The organism is Rhizobium hidalgonense, from assembly GCF_005862185.2.
In the GTDB taxonomy this organism is placed as follows: domain Bacteria; phylum Pseudomonadota; class Alphaproteobacteria; order Rhizobiales; family Rhizobiaceae; genus Rhizobium; species Rhizobium hidalgonense.
On record NZ_CP054027.1, the window covers coordinates 980,664 to 1,000,197 of the forward strand.

The following is a 19,534-nucleotide window of genomic DNA, read 5'->3' on the forward strand; positions in this document are numbered from 1 at the left end:
TTATTGTGGGGTTTCATCATGGCTTTTCTCGGCATTCTGGTCGCGGCGATCAGCGGCGCGGTCATCTGGTACTGGCGTTTTAAAATGGTGCGTGAGGCAGGAAGCGAGATCATCGATTCCGTCGAGCGCATGCGCGGCGCCTATAAGCGTGGAAAGCGCCGCAAGCAGGCGGAAGTAGCGCCGCTGGCTTCGATCGCCGATCCGGCGATTGCGGCGGTGGCCTTCTTCTTCTGCCTTGCCAAGGAGAAGCCGATGTATGTAGACGCTGCAAAGGAGGTCGTGCGCAGCCGCATGAAAGGCATCATCCGGCCCGCCGACATGGAAGAGGTGCTGGTTTTCGGCGAGTGGGCGTCCAAGAACGTCACCAGTCCCGAAGACCCGATCCGCCGGTTCCGGGATATGTGGTTAAAGGCGCTCGACACGCAAGAGCGGCAGCAACTGATCGGCATTGCCGAGGACGTGGCCACGGCCGGCGGCGAAAGAACGAAAGAACAGGAGCACGCCTTGCAGGTGCTGAGGCGCTCGCTGATGAACTGATGGGAACGGGTGAACGGATGCTGACAGTCGAAAACGCAAATCTGCATTATGGCGCCGCCCAGGCGTTGCGCGGCATCTCGATCAAAGCCGAGATGGGCAAGATTACCTGCGTGCTGGGGCGCAACGGCGTCGGCAAGAGTTCGCTTCTGCGCGCCGTGACCGGCCAGCATCCGCTGTCGGCCGGCACCGTCACCTTCAACGAAACCAAGCTGAACGGCCTGCCGCCCTTTGCCCGCGCCAAGCAGGGCATCGGCTATGTGCCGCAGGGCCGTGAAATCTTTCCGCTACTCACCGTCAAGGAAAATCTCGAAACCGGTTTTGCCCCGCTTAGCCGCCGAGACCGCAACATTCCCGACGATATCTTCAGTCTCTTCCCGGTGCTGAAGTCGATGCTGTCGCGTCGCGGCGGCGATCTTTCCGGCGGGCAGCAGCAGCAGTTGGCGATCGGACGCGCCATGGTGACGCGACCCAGGATTCTCGTGCTCGACGAGCCGACCGAGGGTATCCAGCCGTCGATCATCAAGGACATCGGCCGGGCGATCCGTTATCTCCGCGATTCCACCGGCATGGCGATCCTGCTCGTCGAGCAATATCTGGATTTCTGCCGGGAGCTTGCCGACTACGTCTATATCATGGACCGCGGCGAGATCGTGCATGAGGGCCTTGCCGAAACCCTGGATACGCCGGAGGCTCGTCGCCATCTGACCATCTGACCGGCAAATGCTGCATTTTTCAGCAGGGGGGCGTCATACTTCGCAAATCTCGCGCGTCGGCTTCGGGCATCCCTGGACGGCATGGGAATTGCTTGCCTTCCGTCATCCGCGCGATTGCATGGAGAAACGGTGGCGCGACCGAAAGGCATGATATGACGATTGCGGCGGCGAGCACGAGACCGCAAAGAGCGGAAGGGCGCGGGCATCTGGCGGCAAAGCTGTTCGATGGCCGCACGCGTTTGCGTGAACTCTATCAGGAGGGTGCGGCGAAGATCCGCCTGCCCGAAACTTTCGATGCGTCGATGGAAGCCGTCATCATCAACACCGCAGGCGGGCTGACCGGCGGCGACCGGATGGACTGGAGCGTCGTCGCCGGCGCCGGCACGAAGATCGACGTCACCACCCAGGCCTGCGAGAAGATCTACAAGGCATCGGCGGGCACTGCCGAAGTGACGACGCGCATTGAAGTCGGAGCGGGAGCGCGCGTCGACTGGCTGCCGCAGGAAACGATCCTCTTCGACCGCGCTTCACTTTTCCGCCGGCTCGATGTCAATCTCGACGAGAGTGCCGAATTCCTGGCCGTCGAGGCCGTGCTGCTTGGCCGCAAGGCGATGGGCGAGACGGTGGAGACGGGGCTTTTCCGCGACCGTTGGCGCATCCGCCGCTCGGGCCGGCTAATCCATGCGGAGGAACTGAGGCTCTCAGAAGGAGTGGCGGCGCTGGCGGCGCGCCAGGCGGTGCTTGGCGGACAGGTTGCCTTTGCGACGCTGCTTTATGCCGGGCCGCTTTCGGAAGCCTATCTCGGCAAGGTGCGGCCGCTCGTCGAAGATTCGATGGGCGGTGCCAGCGCCTGGGGTGGCAAACTCGTCGTTCGCCTTGCGGCGACCGACGGCTTCTCACTCAGAAAAATCCTGATCCCGGTCATTTCCGCCTTGCGCAATGGTGCGCCCGTGCCGAAAGTCTGGAATCTATAAGTTCAATAAGCAGGTAGATGATGAACCTCACTCCGAGAGAAAAAGACAAGCTGCTGATATCGATGGCGGCGATGGTGGCGCGGCGGCGGTTGGAGCGCGGCGTCAAACTGAACTATCCCGAGGCGATCGCGCTGATCAGCGATTTCGTCGTCGAAGGCGCCCGCGACGGCCGTCCGGTCGCCGAGTTGATGGAAGCCGGCGCCCATGTGATCGGCCGGGACCAGGTGATGGAGGGCATTGCCGAGATGATCCACGACGTGCAGGTGGAGGCGACCTTCCCGGATGGAACCAAGCTCGTCACCGTGCACGAACCGATCCGGTGAGGAGAGAACATGCTCGAGCTCAGGCCTAATTGCGAATGCTGCGACAAGGATCTGCCGCCGGAGAGTGCGGAGGCACGGATCTGCACCTATGAATGCACCTTCTGCGCTGATTGCGTCGATGGCGTGCTGAGAGGTCTCTGCCCGAATTGCGGCGGTAATCTCGTTGCCAGGCCCATCCGGCCAGCCGCCATGCTCACCAAAAATCCGGCATCGACGAAACGTGTGCTGAAGGCCGAGGGCTGCGCGCCCAGGGCGGCTTAAGGAGAACTCTATGATTCCGGGCGAAATCATTGCCGCAAGCGGCGACATCGAACTGAATGCCGGCGCACCGACGGTGACGCTGGAAGTGTCCAATACCGGCGACCGGCCGGTGCAGGTCGGCAGCCACTATCATTTCGCCGAGACCAATGCCGGGCTTTCCTTCGACCGCGCAGCGTCGCATGGCAAGCGGCTCGATATTCCGGCGGGAACGGCGGTGCGCTTCGAGCCGGGGCAGACGCGCTCGGTGACGCTGATCCCGCTTTCCGGCAAGCGCGAAGTTTATGGCTTCCGTCAGCTGGTGATGGGCAAGCTTTAGAATAACAGGAGAGATAGATGCGTTTGAATGTCTCCCTGATCGGGGCGGCGATATTGCTGACGGCAGGTGCTGCCTCCGCTCAGGATGTCGATTGCAACAATCCCAAGACGCAGTCGGATATGACGTCCTGCGAGGCGGCGCGCCACGAGACCGCCGACAAGGCTCTGAATGTGCAATATAAGAAGACTCGCGCGGCTCTTGCGGCGGTCGACAAGGACTTGGATGGCGACATGAAGGGCGCGGAGCAGGCGCTGGTCAAGGCGCAACGCGCCTGGATCGATTATCGCGACGCCGAGTGCGACGCTTTCGGCTTCCAGGCCCGTGGCGGCACGATGGAGCCGATGCTGGTCGCCGGGTGCCTCGCTAATATCACCGACAAACGCACCAAAGAGCTGAAAGAGCTCGAAGACACGATGAGCAACTAAGGTGAGGATCGTGATCGTCGGCAATGGCGAGGTCGCAGACGCGGAGGCAGGCATCATCGATGCCGCCGATTTCGTCATCCGCTTCAACGATTGCCGCTCCTATGGCGCCAGCGGCAGCCGGACGGATGCCGTCGCGGTTTGCAACACCGGCCGGCCGGCAAAGGCGATGCTCGGTTCGCCTGAGTGGCGCGTTCATCCCGGCGTCGTTTCGGCCGGCGAAATCTGGAGCGTGCGCGATCCGGAGAAATTCGCCGCGATGCGGGCGCCGCTTGCCGTCTCGCATCCTGATCTCGATGATTTCTGCGACGACTACACGGACGCGTTCATCGCCTTCTGCGCTGATACCGGCAAGACGCATGTCGTGATCGACAAGTCGATTCATGAGGCGGTCGATGCCGCGCTTTCGGCCTTTGCGCCTCCGCCCTATGTCGTGCCAAGCAGCGGTATGATCGTCATTGCCAAGGTGCTGAACGCATATGCCGATGCCGAGGTGATGCTGGCCGGCTTTGGTCACGTCGGCTGGGAATGGCACCCGTTTGCAGCCGAACGACAGCTTGTCGATCGCTATATTGCCGCCGGCCGCCTCAGGCGGCTCGGCGGAAAAACACTTGTCTCTTCCTCCCACGGAGCCTGATGGATGCCCTATAAGATCTCGCGCGCCGCCTATGCCGGCATGTTCGGACCGACCACCGGCGACAAGGTACGCCTTGCCGATACGGAGCTCTTCATCGAGATCGAGAAGGATTTCACCACCTATGGCGAGGAGGTGAAGTTCGGCGGCGGCAAGGTCATCCGCGACGGCATGGGCCAGAGCCAGGTGACGCGGGCGGACGGCGCGGTCGATACCGTCATCACCAATGCGGTGATCGTCGACCATTCGGGGATCTACAAGGCCGATATCGGCCTGAAGAACGGGCGCATCGTTGCGATTGGCAAGGCCGGTAACCCCGATATGCAGCCCGGCGTCAATATCATCGTCGGCCCGGGCACGGAGGCGATCGCCGCCGAAGGCAAGATCGTCACTGCTGGCGGCATGGACAGCCATATCCACTTCATCGCGCCGCAGCAGATCGAAGAGGCGCTGATGTCAGGCATGACCTGCATGCTCGGCGGCGGCACGGGGCCGGCGCACGGCACGCTTGCCACCACCTGCACGCCCGGTCCCTGGCATCTCGCGCGCATGATCGAAGCGGCCGATGCCTTCCCGATGAACCTCGCCTTCGCCGGCAAGGGCAATGCCTCGCTGCCGGGGGCGCTGACCGAAATGGTGCTGGCCGGCGCCACCTCGCTGAAGCTGCACGAGGACTGGGGTACGACACCCGGCGCCATCGACTGCTGCCTGTCGGTCGCCGACGAATACGACGTGCAGGTGATGATCCACACCGATACGCTGAACGAAAGCGGCTTCGTCGAGGATACGATCGGCGCCATCAAGGGCCGTACCATCCACGCCTTCCACACGGAAGGGGCGGGCGGCGGGCATGCGCCCGATATCATCAAGATCTGCGGCCAGCCGAACGTCATCCCGTCGTCGACCAATCCGACGCGGCCCTATACGGTCAACACCATCGCCGAGCATCTGGATATGCTGATGGTCTGCCATCACCTGTCGCCGTCGATCCCCGAGGATATCGCCTTTGCCGAAAGTCGCATCCGCAAGGAGACGATCGCAGCGGAAGACATTCTGCACGATATCGGCGCCTTCTCGATCATCTCGTCCGACAGCCAGGCAATGGGCCGCGTCGGCGAGGTGGCGATCCGCACCTGGCAGACGGCCGACAAGATGAAACGCCAGCGCGGCCGGCTGAAGGAGGAAAAAGGCGACAACGACAATTTCCGAGTCCGCCGCTATATCGCCAAATACACGATCAATCCGGCGATCGCTCATGGTCTCAGCCACGAGATCGGCTCGGTGGAGATCGGCAAGCGCGCCGACCTCGTGCTCTGGAACCCGGCCTTCTTCGGCGTGAAACCCGACATGGTGCTGCTCGGCGGCTCGATCGCGGCGGCCCCGATGGGCGACCCTAATGCCTCGATCCCGACACCGCAGCCGGTGCATTACCGGCCGATGTTTGCCTCCTATGGCAGGAGCCTCACCAATTCCTCCGTCACCTTCGTCAGCCAGGCTTCGCTCGATGCCGGGCTGAAGGGCCGGCTCGGCGTCGCCAAGGAACTGGTGGCGGTGAAGAATACGCGCGGCGGCATCTCCAAGGCGTCGATGATCCACAACGATCTGACACCCGAGATCGAGGTCGACCCGGAAACCTATGAGGTCAGGGCGAACGGCGAATTACTGACATGCGAGCCGGCGACGGTGCTGCCGATGGCGCAGCGCTATTTCCTGTTCTAAGCCCGCTTCGTTCGATGCGTCACTGGTCGTTTCGATGAGGACAGGTATCCGCTGGCTCTTGCGGGTTTTGGTTCTGCTGGTGCTTTCAGTGGCATTCGGGACCTTCATTCCCCGGCCGCTGATTGCCCCGGTCAAGGCGTCGTCTGCGGCGGCAACACATCGGATTCTCCTGCTGTCGGGCCCGATCCATACCGATATTGCCATTCCGCTGGACGAGGAGACGCGGGCTGCTTTTTCGTTTCTCGACGATCCTGGTTTTCCGCTCGGCCATCCGAATGCTGAATGGCTCATCGTCGGCTGGGGCGGCCGCTCTTTCTATTTGGAAACTCCGACCTGGGGGGAACTGAAGCCGCTGCCGGTGCTGCGGGCACTGACGATCGACCGTTCGGTGATGCATGTGGACCTTGCCGGTCACATCACCGAGCCGCAGCCCAGCATTGCGGCATTCGATATCGGCGGCGATCAAATGAGGCGGCTGCGCAATTTTATCTCGGACAGCTTCGTTCGCGACACGGGCGTGGTGGCGCCGATTTCCGATGCCGGTTACGGCGAGATCGATCGGTTCTTCGAGGCCAAGGGATATTTCAACGCCCTCTTCGGCTGCAACACCTGGACGGCCGCTGCGCTCCGCTCGGCGGGGCTTCGGACCGGCTTATGGAACCCGTTTCCACAATCATTGCGATTGTCCATGAGTGTCTACAATTGAAGCAGCCGCACGCCGGGCAGCTCTTCCTGTGAATTGTGAACGACACTCTCCATTCGGTTGTAAAAATCAGTGGAGAAGCTGGTATTTTTTCCAGTTAGACCATTCTGGAACAGCCCCACTATCTTGTCTGACAAAGCCGTTTTAAATCAATCGCCTAGGTGTCCCTCTGTAGTGTGCGATTCAGGGATTGCGATGCTGCATCTCCTGCTAGAAAAAATCTGTCCATCGAATCGTCGGAAACCGTTCAATTTTAACGAGTCGATTAAGACACCCGCAGCAATTGGGCTCCTATCAATGCCTTGAAACGCCGGGCAGGAAGGTCGATTCTCATGAGAAGCTGGATGTCGCTGCAGGCCGATTTCGGCAATTTTCAATATCGCAGGAACGTCTATCTCTTTGCGTTGAAGATGAGCTTTCTTGCAGTCCTTTTCTCCGGCGTCATCATGGCGCTGACGATACCGCCGCTCGGCTTTTTCGGGCTGCTGCCGGTGACGCTTGCGCATGCGATCGGTTTCGGCGCCATTTTTTCCTGGCTCGTCGGCGGCACGGTTTCCGGTATGCTGTCGCTGGCAGCCGGTTTTGCCCTGCACGAATTGACACTGTCGCGAGCGGAGTTCGAAAAGCTCAGCCGCACCGACACGCTTTCGGGCCTGTTGAACCGGCGTGCCTTCGCAGAGGCGCTCGAGAATACCGAGGGCAACGCCTCGCTTGTTATATTCGATGTCGACCGCTTCAAGGCGATCAACGATCGCTTCGGCCATGCCTGCGGCGATGCCGTCATCACCGCGGTCTCCGCCATGCTCACATCCGCCTTCGACGAAATGTCCGTCGTTGCACGGCTGGGTGGGGAGGAGTTCGGCGTCATCATCTCCGGCGAGCCGCTGGAAGCGCGGATGGAGCGCATCGAAGCTGTCCGGGCCCGGATCGCAAGCGGCGCCATCGCGGCCGAGGAACACGATATCCGCATTACCGTTTCCGGCGGTGTTGCCGATCTCGCCGCCGGGCGCGGCAAGCAGGCGGTCTATGCTTCGGCGGACCGGGCGCTCTATCTAGCCAAGGCACTCGGGCGCAATCGCGTCGTACATGAGCGGGAAGGTTTGCATCACGCCTGGCACGGGCTCGTCGACAATGGCCTCGATGCTAAGGGCCGGGGAGTTGAGAGCGACAACGTGATGCAGGCATACGGAATATAAAAGCCCCGTTCCGAGCAAAAGGCCATTGGTGCTTGCATCGGGAGAGGCTATTTTGCATGGTCGTCGCCTCAGCAAAACGGACATATCATGCAGCGCGTTACCTCCTATCTGCCCGCCGGAACCCCTTCCTCCCATCCGACCGCCCAGGTCAAGCTGCCGCATGACCTGCGCCATCTGCGCCGCAAGCTGCTGCATCTGGAAAATGGCGAGATGGTCATGCTCGATCTCAAGGACCCGGTGCTTTTCGCCAATGGTGACCTGCTGGTGCGCGACGACGGCGAACTGATCGAGATCCTCGCGGCCGATGAGAAGCTCTTCGAGATTCGCGGCCGTGACCGCACACATCTGGTCGAGCTAGCCTGGCATCTCGGCAACCGTCATCTCGCGGCCCAGATCGAGGAAGACCGCGTCGTTATCCTGCGCGATCACGTTATCCGCACGATGCTGCAGGGGCTCGGCGCCACCGTCCTCGATATCGACGAGCCCTTCCAGCCGGCGCGCGGAGCCTATCATTCCCATGGTGGACATTCGCATGATCATGGACATGCGGCTCACGACCGTGGACACGACCACGATCACCATCATGACCATGGACACAAACATGATCACGGCCACGAGCACGTGCATGGGCCAGGATGCAACCATGACCACGGGCCGCATCATGAACATGACCACGGCCATCACGGCCACAAGCACGACTGAGGCGCGATGACTGGGGACCCTGAGCTGCAGGCATTGCTGCGCCTGACGGCATGGCTCTCGCCGGCCTTTCCGATCGGCAGCTTTGCCTATTCGGGCGGGCTGGAGCGGGCCGTGGCCGACGGGCTCGTCACGGATGCGAGTTCGCTTGCGGCCTGGATCGGCACACTGACCGGCGATGGTTCGGTCTGGAACGATGCGGTGCTTCTGGCTCAAAGTTACAGGCACCAGGCGGATGCTGCGCAGCTTGCTGAGATCGCTGCACTTGCCGCTGCACTTGCCGGATCGCGCGAGCGCCACCAGGAGACAATGTTGCTCGGCGAGGCCTTCCTGGCCGCGGCGCGGGCCTGGCCGGACGATGTGTTCGAGAGGCTGGCTAAGCAGGCCGCCTATCCCATCGCAGTCGGGGCAGTAACCGGTGCGCATGGCATAGGGCTCGAAAAGGCGCTCGCCGCCTTCCTGCATGCTTATGCCTCGCAAGCGGTGTCATCCGGCATCCGTCTCGGTGTCGCCGGCCAGAAGGATGGCGTTGCCGTGCTTGCCGGCCTGGAGCAGCGCCTCACGGAGGTCGCCCGGCGGGCGGCGGCCTCGACGCTCGACGATCTGGGTTCGGCGACGGTGCAAGCCGATATTGCCAGTCTGCGTCATGAAACGCAGGCGACGCGGCTGTTCCGCTCGTGAAAAATTATCGGCGGGAACTGCGTCATTTGACGGTGGCGCGCGCCGGTCAGGTCGCTATCATCGCCCTTCGATTGGAGTAAAACAGATGAAGTCAAGAAACGGACCTCTGCGCGTCGGCATCGGCGGGCCGGTCGGCTCGGGCAAAACGGCGCTGACCGAAAAGCTCTGCAAGGCGATGCGCGATGACTATTCTGTCGCGGTCGTTACCAACGACATCTACACGACAGAGGATGCCGAAGCGCTGGTGCGCATGCAGGCACTGCCTTCCGACCGTATCGTAGGTGTGGAGACCGGCGGCTGCCCGCATACCGCCATTCGCGAGGATGCGACCATCAATCTTCAGGCGATCGCCGGCCTCAACGCGCGGATTCCCGATCTCGACGTGGTCTTCATCGAGTCTGGCGGCGACAATCTGGCGGCGACCTTTTCGCCCGATCTTGCCGATATCACTATCTATGTCATCTCCGTCTGTCAGGGCGAGGAAATCCCGCGCAAGGGCGGGCCCGGCATCACCCGGTCGGACCTGCTGGTCATCAACAAGAAGGATCTGGCGCCCTATGTCGGCGCCGATCTCGAGGTGATGGACCGGGATGCCACGCGTATGCGCGCCCAACGTCCCTTCGTCTTCTCCGACATGAAACGCGGCGACGGCGTCAACTCGATCGTCAGTTTTCTGAGAGAACAGGGCGGGCTTTGAGGGGCAGCCCGCCGCAGCTGAAGTCGCTCACGGCTGGGCGACAATCGGTAAAGCAAAAAGGGCCGGGAGATCGCTCCCGGCCCTTTTGATTTCGTGAGCCATTGCTCACTCCGCCGCAAAAGGCGGCAGGCGGAGCACGTTGGTGTCGTTGGCCTTCTTGCGTTTGTCTGCCGGCTTTTCGATCGCCGTCAGGCGCTCGTCCAGCGAGTCGATATCGTTGCGGTTTTCGCGGCTAACGCGGGTGAGATCCTCACGCGACAGCGGCAGTTCCTCCTCGTCCTTCTTGCCGACCAGGCGACCGAACGCCCAGCCGAGCAGGCGCGACAGGTCGTCCATGATCAGGAAGAAGGAGGGCACGACGACAAGCGAGAGTACCGTCGAGACGATAATGCCGCCGATCACCGCGATTGCCATCGGCGCGCGGAACGAGCCGCCTTCGCCGACGCCGAGCGCCGAGGGCAGCATGCCCGCCGACATGGCGATCGAGGTCATGATGATCGGCCGGGCGCGCTTGCGGCCGGCTTCGACCATGGCTTCGACGCGAGCCATGCCCTGGTGGCGCATCTCGATGGCGAAATCGACGAGCAGGATGGCGTTCTTGGTGACGACACCCATCAGCATCAGGATGCCGATCATCACAGGCATCGACAGCGGATTGCTAGTGATGATCAGAGCCGCCGCGACGCCGCCGATGGCGAGCGGCAGCGAGAACAGGATGGTGAAGGGCTGGATCACGTCCTTGAAGAGCAGGATCAGAACTGTCAGCACCAGCAGCAGGCCCATCAGCATGGCGTTGACGAAGCTCTGCTGCATCTCGCTTTGCACCTTGGTGTCGCCGCTTTCGGCAAGGTGCACCGAAGCCGGAATGTTGGCCTCCTTGACGATCTCGCGGAAGCGCGCCGAAGCCGTGTCGAGCGCCACGCCCTGCGGCAGGTCGGAGCCGATCGAGACGACGCGGTAACGGTTGTTGCGCTTGATCGAGCTTACGCCTTCCGAATAGTCGATATTGGCGACGCTTGCGAGCGGAACGGTGCCGCCGCTGGCGGTTTGGATCTTCAGTGCGCGGATGGCTGAGAGATCTCGGCGCATGTCGACCGCCGCCTGCACGCGGATCGGGATCTGGCGATCGTCGAGCGAGATCTTCGCAAGTGCCGCATCGACATCGCCGATAGTGGCGACACGGATCGTCTCGGAGATCTGCTGCGGCGTGATGCCGAGGCGTGCGGCTTCGTCCTTGCGCGGATAAACCTGCAGTTCCGGACGGGGCAGGGCGCCGTCGGCGCTGACATTGGCCAGTAGCGGATCGGCGCGGAGCTTGGATTCCAGAACGCCGACAGCGTCGTTCAGATCCTTCTCGTTCTTGGAGAGGAAGTTGAAGGCGAGGTCGCGTTCGCCGCGGTCGTTGAGCTTCAGGATACGGACGTCGGGAATGTCGCGCAGCTTGGCGAAGACTTCCTTTTCGATATCCCATTGCGGACGTTCACGTCCGTGGACTTCCACCTTCGGCAGCATCGGACCGATGACCGGGATACGGCCGAGCCCGTCATTGACCATCTTCTTAATCAGTGATTGGTCCAGCTTGTGAAGTGCCAACGTGATGGTCGCGCGGCGCAATTCGAGATCGCCCTTCGGCGATGCGCCGCCGAGCACGAAGACGCTTTCAACACCGTTGATATCCTTGACCCTGTCATAGATCGCATCCGTCGTCTTTTCGGTATCGTCAAGCCGTGCATTCGGCGGCAGTTCGACGGAGAGCACGATGCGCGAGGCGTCTTCGGGCGGCAGGAAGCTGCCCGGAACCTGCATCAGCAGCATAATGGAGCCGGCCAAAAAGCCGAACGCGACAAGCAGCGTCGCGTAACGCGTGTACCAGCGCCCGGTCGTGCCGCGTATGAGGCGTGTGTATCCACGCATCAGCAGGCTATCATTGTCGTGATGATCGTCGACGCCGTCTTCTGCACGCATGAGATAGGCGGCCATCATCGGGGTGATGAGGCGCGCGACCATCAACGAGAAGAAGACCGAGAAGGCGACGGTCAGGCCGAACTGGATGAAGTATTGGCCCGGAATGCCCGGCATGAAAGAAACCGGCACGAAGACGGCGATGATGGTGAAGGTGGTGGCGATGACGGCAAGGCCGATTTCATCCGCCGCCTCGATCGCCGCCCGATAAGGCGTCTTGCCCATCTTGATGTGACGGGCGATGTTTTCGATTTCGACGATCGCATCGTCGACGAGGATGCCGGTCGCGAGCGTCAAGGCAAGGAAGCTGACGAGGTTCAGCGAGAAGCCCATCATGTCCATGATCCAGAAGGTCGGGATCGCAGACAGCGGAAGGGCGATTGCCGAAATCAGCGTCGCGCGCCAATTCCTCAGGAACAGGAAGACGACGATGACTGCGAGCAAGGCGCCTTCAAGCAGCGTGTGGATGGCGGCTTCGTAGTTGCCATAGGTGAAATAGACCGAATCGTCGATGAGTTCGATCTTCACGTTCGGGTTTTCAGTCCGGACCTTGTCCAGACTCTGAGCCACGGTCTCGGCGACGCTCACTTCGCTGGCGCCCTTCGAGCGGAAGACGCCGAAGGTGACAACGGGCGTGGCGTCGAAGCGCGAGAAGGATTTGGGCTCCTCATAGGTGTCCTTGATGACACCGAGATCGGACAGCTTGACGAAGCGGCCATTCGGCAGCGCGATCGTGGTGTCGGCGAGTTCGGCGACATTTCGGGCGTCGCCCAGAACGCGGATCGCCTGTTCGCTGCCGGCCACCTGGCCGCGGCCCGAGCCGAGGTCGATGTTGGTGCCGCGCAGCTGCTGGTTCACGCTTGCGGCGGTGATGCCATAGGCATCGAGCTTGCCGGGAGTGAGTTCGATACGCACTTCGCGTTCCGCGCCGCCGTAGCGGTCGACGCGGCCGATGCCGGCCTGGCCCTGGAGCGCCCGCTTGACCGTATCGTCGACAAACCAGGAAAGCTCTTCCAGCGACATATCAGGCGAGGAAACGGCGAAGGTCTGGATCGCTTGGCCTTCGACATCGACCTTGGTGACAATCGGTGCTTCGGCGGTTGCCGGCAAATCGCTGCGGATGCGATCGATCGCGTCCTTGACGTCCTGTACCGCCTGTTCCGTCGGCACTTCCATTCGGAACATGACGTTGGTCTGCGAGCTGCCGTCGGTCACCGTCGACTGGATTTCGTCGATGCCGGTGATGGAGGCGATCGCATCTTCGATCTCCTTGGTCACCTGCATTTCGAGTTCGGCCGGCGAAGCACCGCTCTGCGTCACGCTGATCGAAACCAGCGGCACGTCGATGTTCGGGAAGCGCGTGATCGGCAGCTTGTTGAAGGACTGCATGCCGATGAAGATCAACAGGCAGAAGGCCAGGAGCGGCGCGATTGGGTTTCGAATGGACCAGGCTGAAAAATTCATCGGTTGGTCTCTTTAGTTGGAAGCCGGGGGCTGTTCACGCACCGGCGTGATGTGGTCGCCATCACGGACATAAGCGCCCGCCTTGGCCACGACCTCGTCGCCGGTCTTCAATCCATCGACGATCTCGACATAGGCGCCGTCCTGGATGCCGGTCTCGACCTTGGCGAATTTCACCACGCCATCCTCGACCTTGCGGGCGGACGAGCCTTCGTTACCGGTCAGCACGGCGGTCAGGGGAAGCGATACGCCTTCGGTCTCGCGGACGATGATCTCGGCGCTGCCATACATGCCCGAACGCGCCTTGCTATCGTCGTCGATGGAGATATGGACGAGACCGAGGCGGGTGGTGGGATCGACAGTCGGCGATACCAGGCGCACGGCGCCGGAAAGCTTCTCGCGGCTGCCGGAAAGCGAAATCGCCGCCTTCTGGCCGGCCATGACCCTGACAATGTCGCTTTCGGCGACCTCTGCGACAAGCTCGACATCGCCGTCGCGGATGAGGGTGAACAGCGGGTCGCCGTTGCCGGCGGCAATGGCGCCGACCTTGGCATTCTTTGCCGAGACCGTGCCGGCCACTGGCGTCTTCACATCGGTGCGCGCCAGCTTCAGATCCGCATCGGCGATCTGGCTGTCGAAGACCTTGAGATCCGCTTCGGCGACCTCGATCGCCTGTTCGGCTGAGACGACGCGAGCATTGGCGGCGGCGGCGGTCGCATCGGCCTGTTCGACCTGGGCAGTGGAAACCGTGCCCTTCTTGCCCATTTCCTGGGAGCGGGCCTGCTGCTGCCGGGCCTGTTCAGCATTGGCCTGCGCCTCGATGAGCTGGGCGCGCAACTGGGCCAGGCTTGCCTCGCCCTTGGCTTTGGTCGCCATCATCTGGCTTTTCTCCAGCACCAGCGCATCATCGTTGAGCGTCGCCAACGTGCTTTCCGCCTGAACCCTGTCGCCGATATCGGCCTTCAGCGTGCGGATCGACAGGCCCTCGACCTGCGGCTGGATATAGACTTCCTCGACGGGCTTGACCGTTCCCGTACCGATGACACGGTCGACGAGGGTGCGGTTGACAGCCTTGGTAACGACGATTGCCGGCAGATTCTGTTGCGGCTTTTCAACCGGCTTTTCCTGCGAAAATGCAGTGGATGCGGCAAGAGCCGCTGCAAAAAGGGTAGAGGCGCCTAGAATTCCAATCGGCTTGCGTGCCATGCGTTTTCGTCCAATCTTGTAACAAGCTTAGCCGAACTCGCGCGTCTGCCACTCAGCTCGCGACCAGGCCACTGCCTTTCCTGCATTCTCAGGGGTATCCACACATCATTGCCGTCTTGTCCCTCGTCGGCAAATCGGCTTCTAGTTGGTATCGAATTGCTCGATATGCAAGCCCGGCAGAAAACAATTCCCCATGAGCCGATAATAATTACCATCAGAACCTGAATCAATCACCGCAAGGTTATGCGAACATGACGATGATTGATCGCGCTTCTACCCCAATGACGTTTGACGCCCGATAAATGCGACAGTTGCAAGGCATTTTTTTCATCGACTTGAAAAAAGAAACGCGCGGAAAATCTTCCGCGCGTTTCGGTTTGGAATATCGCGGCGATTACTTGGCCGCCGCGTCCGTGATGTCATGCGTCCAGGCGCCCGAGGGCTCCTTGCTGATGATCTTCTGGTCGAGCAACGCCTTTGCCGTGCGGGCATAGAGCGCCTCATCAAGCTTGCCCGAGCCGTCGCCGACCAGCTTTGCGACTTCGCCCATCATTCGCTTCTGGTGGTTCTCGTCCTGGCCGCCGTTGTCCATGACGATCTCGGCGGCTTCGTCGGGGTTTTCGGTCGCATATTTCCAGCCCTTCATCGAAGCGCGGACGAATTTGACCATCTTCTCCTTGAAGGCCGGATCCTTCAGCTTGTCTTGCATCGCATAGAGGCCGTCTTCGAGAAGGTCATTGCCCATCTCGGTGTAGTTGAAGACCGTCAGTTCTTCCGGCTTGAAGCCGGCATCGATCGCCTGCCAGTATTCATTGTAGGTCATCACCGAGATGCAGTCGGCCTGCTTCTGAACGAGCGGCTGCACGTCGAAGCTCTGCTTCAGCACGGTGACGCCGTTGGCGCCGCCTTCAGTGGACAGGCCCAGCTTGTTCATCCAGGCGAAGAAAGGATATTCGTTGCCGAAGAACCAGACGCCGAGCGTGTGACCCTTGAAGTCGGCTTCGGTCTTGACCGGGCCATCCTTGCGGCAAATCATTTCCAGGCCCGACTTCTGGTAGGGCTGGGCGATGTTGACGAGCGGAACGCCCTTTTCCCGGGCAACCAGCGCGCCGCCCATCCAGTCGACGATGACATCGGCGCCGCCGCCGGCGATCACCTGCTCGGGAGCGATATCGGGGCCGCCCGGCTTGATGTCGACGTCGAGGCCTTCTTCCTTGTAGAAGCCCTTGTCCTTGGCGACGTAATAACCGCCGAACTGGCCCTGCGTGACCCATTTCAGCTGCAGCACGACCTTATCGGCGGCCATCGCATGGGCTGCTGCAAGCGACATCGCGCTTGCCATCATTGCAACCATCAACTTTCTCATTTTCTTATCCTTACCCTCTGAAGTTATGCCCGGGCTCATTTCCGAACCCCGTGCGCGCCTAGCCACCACGGATAGACGGATGCCAGAACGTCACCGCCCGTTCGGTCAGGGCGATGATGCCATAAAAAATCGAGCCGGCCAGCGCCGCGACGGCAATTTCCGCCCAGACCATGTCGACATTCATGCGGCCGATCTCGGTAGAGATGCGGAAGCCCATGCCGACGATCGGCGTTCCGAAGAATTCGGCAACGATGGCACCAATCAGCGCCAGCGTCGAGTTGATCTTCAGTGCGTTGAAGATGAAGGGCATGGCTGCCGGAAGCTTGAGCTTCAGCAGCGTCTGCCAGTCGCTTGAGGCATAGGTGCGCATCAGATCGCGCTCCATGCTGCCGGAGGCGGCAAGGCCGGCGACGGTGTTCACCAGCATCGGGAAGAAGGTCATGATGATGACGACGGCGGCCTTGGACGGCCAGTCGAAGCCGAACCACATGACCATCACGGGGGCGACACCGATGATCGGCAGGGCCGACACCATGTTGCCGATCGGCAGCAGGCCTCGGCGCAGGAAGACGACGCGGTCGGCCAGCACCGCGACGACAAAGCCGCTGAGGCAGCCGACGATGTAACCGATCAGCACCGCCTTGAAGATCGTCTGCCTGACGTCCGCGCCGAGGATCGGCAGGGAGGCCATGATGCGGGTGCCGATGGCGCTCGGCGGCGGCAAGATGATGAACGGGATGCCGCCGCCGCGCGTGACCGCTTCCCAAAGGATGAGGATCCAGGCACCGAAGATTGCCGGGATCAGCAGCTGGAGTATCGATTTGCCGAAGGTAGTGACGGGCTGCAGTTTTGAGAGCTCCGTCACGCATCGCCAGGCCAGCAGCCAGCAGGCAAAGAGCAGCAGGAAGAAAGCCCGTGTCGCCATGCCCTCGTTGCCGGAGAGAGCGGAAAGCAGCATCCAAGCGGCGCCATGCGCGCCGATGAACAGCACGGTGGCGCGGTAGGCCGGCGGTTGCGGCGCGAAAGACAGCAGGGCGGCCGCGATGACGATGATGAAGACGAGGCTGGCCGTGCCGTCGGTGAGCGGCCGTGAAGCCCCCTCGGCCAGCAGCGGCAGGCTGATCCGCGCCGCCAGGCAGAGGAGGAGAGCGGTCAGGCCCTGCCAGGAAGAGCTCAGATGTCTCATGCCGGCCTCCCGCCCATGGCACGGTCGACGATCTTTGCGGCAATGCCGACAATCGCAACCAGGATGCCCGCCAGCAACGATCCGGCGACGAGGGCTGCCCAGATATCGATGGTCTGGCTGTAATAGGAGCCGGCAAGCAGCTTCGAGCCGATGCCGGCAACGGCGCCTGTCGGCAACTCGCCAACGATGGCGCCGACGAGGCTGGCGGCGATCGCGACCTTCATCGAGGTGAAGAGAAAGGGGATCGAGGCCGGAACACGCAGCTTCCAGAAAGTCTGCGTCGGGCTTGCATAGTATGTGCGCATCAGGTCGAGATGCATGATCTCAGGCGACCGCAATCCCTTCACCATGCCGACGGCAACGGGAAAGAAGGAGAGGTAGGTGGAGATCAGTGCCTTGGAGACGAGACGGGAAGCGTCGGAATCGAGGTTCAGCAAATGGGCGATCGCATTGTCGCCGGTCAGCACATTGTAGGAGATAATGACGATCATCGGGGCGATGGCGAGGATCGGTATGGTCTGGCTCGCCACGAGCCAGGGCATCAGCGAGCGGTCCATGGCACGGTTGTGCACGATCAGCACCGCAAGAAGGATGCCGAGCAGCATGCCGAAGCCAAAGCCGAGCAGGGTCGAGGAGAGCGTCACCCAGCTGTGATAGACGAGGCTGCGATTGCTCGAAAGGCTGCGCAGAAATGTGTTCTCATAGACGTTCTGCGCCACCTGATGCGGCGCCGGCAGGATCGGCTTCGGCTGCGCGAGCGTTTTGCCGATGAATTCCATCGTTGTCGGCGCGACGCCGGCGCGGCTGTCCATGTCACGCTGAAACGGCGCGTTCATCAGGACGGCGGCGGCATACCAGATGGCGATAAGGGCCAGCAGGATCGTGGTAACGGGGATGATCTTGCCTTTGAAGGTGTCTGGTTTCAAAGGGATTGCTCCCATGTATCGGCGCCGAGTGGGCGGTTACCCCCCTCTGCCCTGCCGGGCATCTCCCCCACAAGGGGGGAGATCGGCAAGAGGATGGCGGGTCGTTCCCAGTTGTCTCTGTAGGGAGTTGCTCCCTTGATCTTGTTTGCAGGAGCCTTCGCCACCTGCTGATCTCCCCCTTTGTGGGGGAGATGCCCGGCAGCGCAGAGGGGGGTGGCCTTGGAACTCAACCGCCTAAACCTCATGACTATGCCCCGTCCTCAGCCCCTCGCGGACGCGATGGGCGATTTCCAGGAATTCTGGGGTGTCCCGGATGTCGAGCGGGCGTTCGGCCGGCAGGGGCGAGTCGATCACGTCGGTGACGCGGCCCGGGCGCGGCGACATGACCACGATCTTGGTGGAGAGATAGACCGCTTCCGGGATGGAATGAGTGACGAAACAGATCGTCTTGTTGGTGCGCGCCCAGAGCTTCAGCAGTTCTTCGTTCAGATGGTCGCGGACGATCTCGTCGAGCGCGCCGAAGGGCTCGTCCATCAGCAGCAGGTCGGCGTCGAAGGCAAGCGCGCGGGCGATCGAGGCGCGCTGCTGCATGCCGCCGGAAAGCTGCCAGGGAAATTTCTTCTCGAAACCGGAAAGGCTGACGAGATCGAGGGCTTCGGCGATACGCCTCGTGCGGTCGGCGCTGGAATAGCCCATGATCTCCAGCGGCAGGGCGATATTGTTTTCGATGGTGCGCCAGGGATAGAGCGCCGGCGCCTGGAAGACATAGCCGTAGGCGCGGGCCTTGCGGGCTTCTTCTGGCGTCATACCGTTGATCAGGATCTCGCCCGAGGTGCTCTTTTCGAGATCGGCGATGACGCGCAGGAAGGTCGTCTTGCCGCAGCCGGACGGGCCGATGAAAGAGACGAAATCGCCCTTGCGAACATCGAGATTGACATCGCTCAGTGCACGCACCGGGGCGTCATTCGCCTGGTAGGTAAGACAGAGTTCCTTGGCGGATACGACGGAGGGTGCTTGCATCAATGCGACCGATCTTGTTTTCGCCGCCGGAAGGCGGTTTGCGTGCTACCATCGCCGCAGGCCCTGCCGGCGGCACAATTCATGGAGGAAAAGAATGGACGCGACATCACAGCCCACCTGCCACATCGTTCGCCCCAATCACGCCTATAACGGCAAGCAGGGGCTCAGCTATTTCGAAGGGATCGCGGCCGAGACGGTCGGCGCCAAGGGCATCTGCATGCACCTCCTGACGATCCCGCCCGGCGTGCGCGCGAAGGCGCATTTGCACGAGGCGCACGAAACGGCGATCTACGTGCTCTCCGGCGAGGCCCATACATGGTATGGCGACCGGCTGGAGCATCACGCCATCACTCATGCCGGCGAACTGTTCTATATCCCGGCCGGCGTGCCGCATATGCCGGCGAACCTCAGCAGCACTCCATGCACGGCGGTCATCGCCCGCACCGATCCGCACGAGCAGGAAAGCGTCGTGCTTCTGCCTGATTTGGACGCGCTGGTGCCTGCGTGACGTCATCCGCATGGGGGCATCGGT

The 19,534-nt window shown here is 61.7% G+C and carries 21 protein-coding genes; 15 read left to right on the plus strand and 6 right to left on the minus strand.

Translation table 11 applies throughout. The features are described 5' to 3' along the window. The first annotated feature begins 18 nt into the window (after positions 1-18). The 14 genes from FFM81_RS04540 (at position 19) to ureG (ending at position 9,875) form a co-directional block, all read left to right on the plus strand. A complete protein-coding gene (locus tag FFM81_RS04540) occupies positions 19-537 on the plus strand; it encodes a hypothetical protein (protein ID WP_003565994.1) in 519 nt (172 codons plus the stop codon). Positions 538-554: 17 nt separating this feature from the next. Then, positions 555-1,250, plus strand: coding sequence for an urea ABC transporter ATP-binding subunit UrtE (gene urtE, locus FFM81_RS04545; protein ID WP_025416896.1), 696 nt, complete (start codon positions 555-557; stop codon positions 1,248-1,250). 152 nt (positions 1,251-1,402) lie between these two features. Continuing rightward, positions 1,403-2,224 carry an urease accessory protein UreD gene (locus FFM81_RS04550; protein WP_003565991.1) on the plus strand — a complete coding sequence of 274 codons (822 nt, stop codon included), beginning with the start codon at positions 1,403-1,405 and terminating at the stop codon, positions 2,222-2,224. A 20-nt stretch (positions 2,225-2,244) separates the two neighbouring features. After that, complete coding sequence (locus FFM81_RS04555; protein WP_003561955.1) at positions 2,245-2,547, plus strand: urease subunit gamma; 303 nt, start codon at positions 2,245-2,247, stop codon at positions 2,545-2,547. Positions 2,548-2,556: 9 nt separating this feature from the next. Further along, positions 2,557-2,808, plus strand: coding sequence for a DUF1272 domain-containing protein (locus tag FFM81_RS04560; protein ID WP_003565989.1), 252 nt, complete (start codon positions 2,557-2,559; stop codon positions 2,806-2,808). A gap of 10 nt (positions 2,809-2,818) precedes the next feature. Continuing rightward, on the plus strand, positions 2,819-3,124 hold the full coding sequence (locus FFM81_RS04565) for an urease subunit beta (protein ID WP_138384913.1): 306 nt from the start codon (positions 2,819-2,821) through the stop codon (positions 3,122-3,124). A 17-nt stretch (positions 3,125-3,141) separates the two neighbouring features. Further along, positions 3,142-3,549, plus strand: a complete 408-nt coding sequence (locus FFM81_RS04570; protein WP_003565987.1) for a lysozyme inhibitor LprI family protein — start codon at positions 3,142-3,144, stop codon at positions 3,547-3,549. A gap of 10 nt (positions 3,550-3,559) precedes the next feature. After that, entirely contained in the window at positions 3,560-4,183 is a 624-nt protein-coding gene (locus FFM81_RS04575; protein ID WP_003565985.1) for a glycosyltransferase family 29 protein, read from the plus strand. Positions 4,184-4,186: 3 nt separating this feature from the next. Further along, positions 4,187-5,899 (plus strand): urease subunit alpha, encoded by a 1,713-nt coding sequence (gene ureC / locus FFM81_RS04580; protein ID WP_003565983.1) that lies wholly within the window; start codon positions 4,187-4,189, stop codon positions 5,897-5,899. A 34-nt stretch (positions 5,900-5,933) separates the two neighbouring features. Continuing rightward, the gene (locus tag FFM81_RS04585; RefSeq protein ID WP_003565982.1) at positions 5,934-6,605 is read left to right on the plus strand and encodes a TIGR02117 family protein; all 672 of its coding nucleotides are present in this window, start codon (positions 5,934-5,936) and stop codon (positions 6,603-6,605) included. A 329-nt stretch (positions 6,606-6,934) separates the two neighbouring features. After that, positions 6,935-7,798, plus strand: a complete 864-nt coding sequence (locus FFM81_RS04590; protein ID WP_003565980.1) for a GGDEF domain-containing protein — start codon at positions 6,935-6,937, stop codon at positions 7,796-7,798. Between the two features lie 87 nt (positions 7,799-7,885). Further along, positions 7,886-8,500, plus strand: coding sequence for an urease accessory protein UreE (gene ureE / locus FFM81_RS04595; RefSeq protein ID WP_003565979.1), 615 nt, complete (start codon positions 7,886-7,888; stop codon positions 8,498-8,500). Positions 8,501-8,506: 6 nt separating this feature from the next. Next, positions 8,507-9,178 (plus strand): urease accessory protein UreF, encoded by a 672-nt coding sequence (locus FFM81_RS04600; RefSeq protein WP_003565976.1) that lies wholly within the window; start codon positions 8,507-8,509, stop codon positions 9,176-9,178. 85 nt (positions 9,179-9,263) lie between these two features. Continuing rightward, positions 9,264-9,875, plus strand: coding sequence for an urease accessory protein UreG (gene ureG / locus FFM81_RS04605; protein ID WP_003565974.1), 612 nt, complete (start codon positions 9,264-9,266; stop codon positions 9,873-9,875). 105 nt (positions 9,876-9,980) lie between these two features. On the opposite strand, the gene FFM81_RS04610 is transcribed toward ureG, so the two are convergent. The 6 genes from FFM81_RS04610 to FFM81_RS04635 form a co-directional block, all read right to left on the minus strand. Further along, a complete protein-coding gene (locus FFM81_RS04610) occupies positions 9,981-13,301 on the minus strand; it encodes an efflux RND transporter permease subunit (RefSeq protein WP_025416890.1) in 3,321 nt (1,106 codons plus the stop codon). A gap of 12 nt (positions 13,302-13,313) precedes the next feature. Continuing rightward, entirely contained in the window at positions 13,314-14,504 is a 1,191-nt protein-coding gene (locus FFM81_RS04615) for an efflux RND transporter periplasmic adaptor subunit (protein ID WP_003565969.1), read from the minus strand. A 394-nt stretch (positions 14,505-14,898) separates the two neighbouring features. Continuing rightward, positions 14,899-15,870 (minus strand): ABC transporter substrate-binding protein, encoded by a 972-nt coding sequence (locus FFM81_RS04620; RefSeq protein WP_003565968.1) that lies wholly within the window; start codon positions 15,868-15,870, stop codon positions 14,899-14,901. A gap of 58 nt (positions 15,871-15,928) precedes the next feature. Beyond that, the gene (locus FFM81_RS04625) at positions 15,929-17,056 is read right to left on the minus strand and encodes an ABC transporter permease (RefSeq protein ID WP_003565965.1); all 1,128 of its coding nucleotides are present in this window, start codon (positions 17,054-17,056) and stop codon (positions 15,929-15,931) included. Beyond that, a complete protein-coding gene (locus FFM81_RS04630; protein ID WP_003565963.1) occupies positions 17,053-17,982 on the minus strand; it encodes an ABC transporter permease in 930 nt (309 codons plus the stop codon). The genes FFM81_RS04625 and FFM81_RS04630 overlap by 4 nt, the downstream gene beginning before the upstream one ends. Before the next feature lie 234 nt (positions 17,983-18,216). After that, positions 18,217-19,002 carry an ABC transporter ATP-binding protein gene (locus FFM81_RS04635; RefSeq protein ID WP_003565961.1) on the minus strand — a complete coding sequence of 262 codons (786 nt, stop codon included), beginning with the start codon at positions 19,000-19,002 and terminating at the stop codon, positions 18,217-18,219. A gap of 94 nt (positions 19,003-19,096) precedes the next feature. Here FFM81_RS04635 and FFM81_RS04640 point away from each other — a divergent pair, with 94 nt between their 5' ends. Beyond that, positions 19,097-19,510: a cupin domain-containing protein gene (locus FFM81_RS04640; RefSeq protein WP_003565959.1), complete on the plus strand. Its 414-nt coding sequence runs from the start codon at positions 19,097-19,099 to the stop codon at positions 19,508-19,510. Positions 19,511-19,534: the final 24 nt, after the last annotated feature.

Bases quoted from the DNA above. Each gene is read 5' to 3' on its own strand.
- FFM81_RS04540 (WP_003565994.1), top strand. From the start codon at position 19: ATGGCTTTTCTCGGCATTCTGGTCGCGGCGATCAGCGGCGCGGTCATC.
- urtE (WP_025416896.1), top strand. From the start codon at position 555: ATGCTGACAGTCGAAAACGCAAATCTGCATTATGGCGCCGCCCAGGCG.
- FFM81_RS04550 (WP_003565991.1), top strand. From the start codon at position 1,403: ATGACGATTGCGGCGGCGAGCACGAGACCGCAAAGAGCGGAAGGGCGC.
- FFM81_RS04555 (WP_003561955.1), top strand. From the start codon at position 2,245: ATGAACCTCACTCCGAGAGAAAAAGACAAGCTGCTGATATCGATGGCG.
- FFM81_RS04560 (WP_003565989.1), top strand. From the start codon at position 2,557: ATGCTCGAGCTCAGGCCTAATTGCGAATGCTGCGACAAGGATCTGCCG.
- FFM81_RS04565 (WP_138384913.1), top strand. From the start codon at position 2,819: ATGATTCCGGGCGAAATCATTGCCGCAAGCGGCGACATCGAACTGAAT.
- FFM81_RS04570 (WP_003565987.1), top strand. From the start codon at position 3,142: ATGCGTTTGAATGTCTCCCTGATCGGGGCGGCGATATTGCTGACGGCA.
- ureC (WP_003565983.1), top strand. From the start codon at position 4,187: ATGCCCTATAAGATCTCGCGCGCCGCCTATGCCGGCATGTTCGGACCG.
- FFM81_RS04585 (WP_003565982.1), top strand. From the start codon at position 5,934: ATGAGGACAGGTATCCGCTGGCTCTTGCGGGTTTTGGTTCTGCTGGTG.
- FFM81_RS04590 (WP_003565980.1), top strand. From the start codon at position 6,935: ATGAGAAGCTGGATGTCGCTGCAGGCCGATTTCGGCAATTTTCAATAT.
- ureE (WP_003565979.1), top strand. From the start codon at position 7,886: ATGCAGCGCGTTACCTCCTATCTGCCCGCCGGAACCCCTTCCTCCCAT.
- FFM81_RS04600 (WP_003565976.1), top strand. From the start codon at position 8,507: ATGACTGGGGACCCTGAGCTGCAGGCATTGCTGCGCCTGACGGCATGG.
- ureG (WP_003565974.1), top strand. From the start codon at position 9,264: ATGAAGTCAAGAAACGGACCTCTGCGCGTCGGCATCGGCGGGCCGGTC.
- FFM81_RS04610 (WP_025416890.1), bottom strand. From the start codon at position 13,301: ATGAATTTTTCAGCCTGGTCCATTCGAAACCCAATCGCGCCGCTCCTG.
- FFM81_RS04615 (WP_003565969.1), bottom strand. From the start codon at position 14,504: ATGGCACGCAAGCCGATTGGAATTCTAGGCGCCTCTACCCTTTTTGCA.
- FFM81_RS04620 (WP_003565968.1), bottom strand. From the start codon at position 15,870: ATGAGAAAGTTGATGGTTGCAATGATGGCAAGCGCGATGTCGCTTGCA.
- FFM81_RS04625 (WP_003565965.1), bottom strand. From the start codon at position 17,056: ATGAGACATCTGAGCTCTTCCTGGCAGGGCCTGACCGCTCTCCTCCTC.
- FFM81_RS04635 (WP_003565961.1), bottom strand. From the start codon at position 19,002: ATGCAAGCACCCTCCGTCGTATCCGCCAAGGAACTCTGTCTTACCTAC.
- FFM81_RS04640 (WP_003565959.1), top strand. From the start codon at position 19,097: ATGGACGCGACATCACAGCCCACCTGCCACATCGTTCGCCCCAATCAC.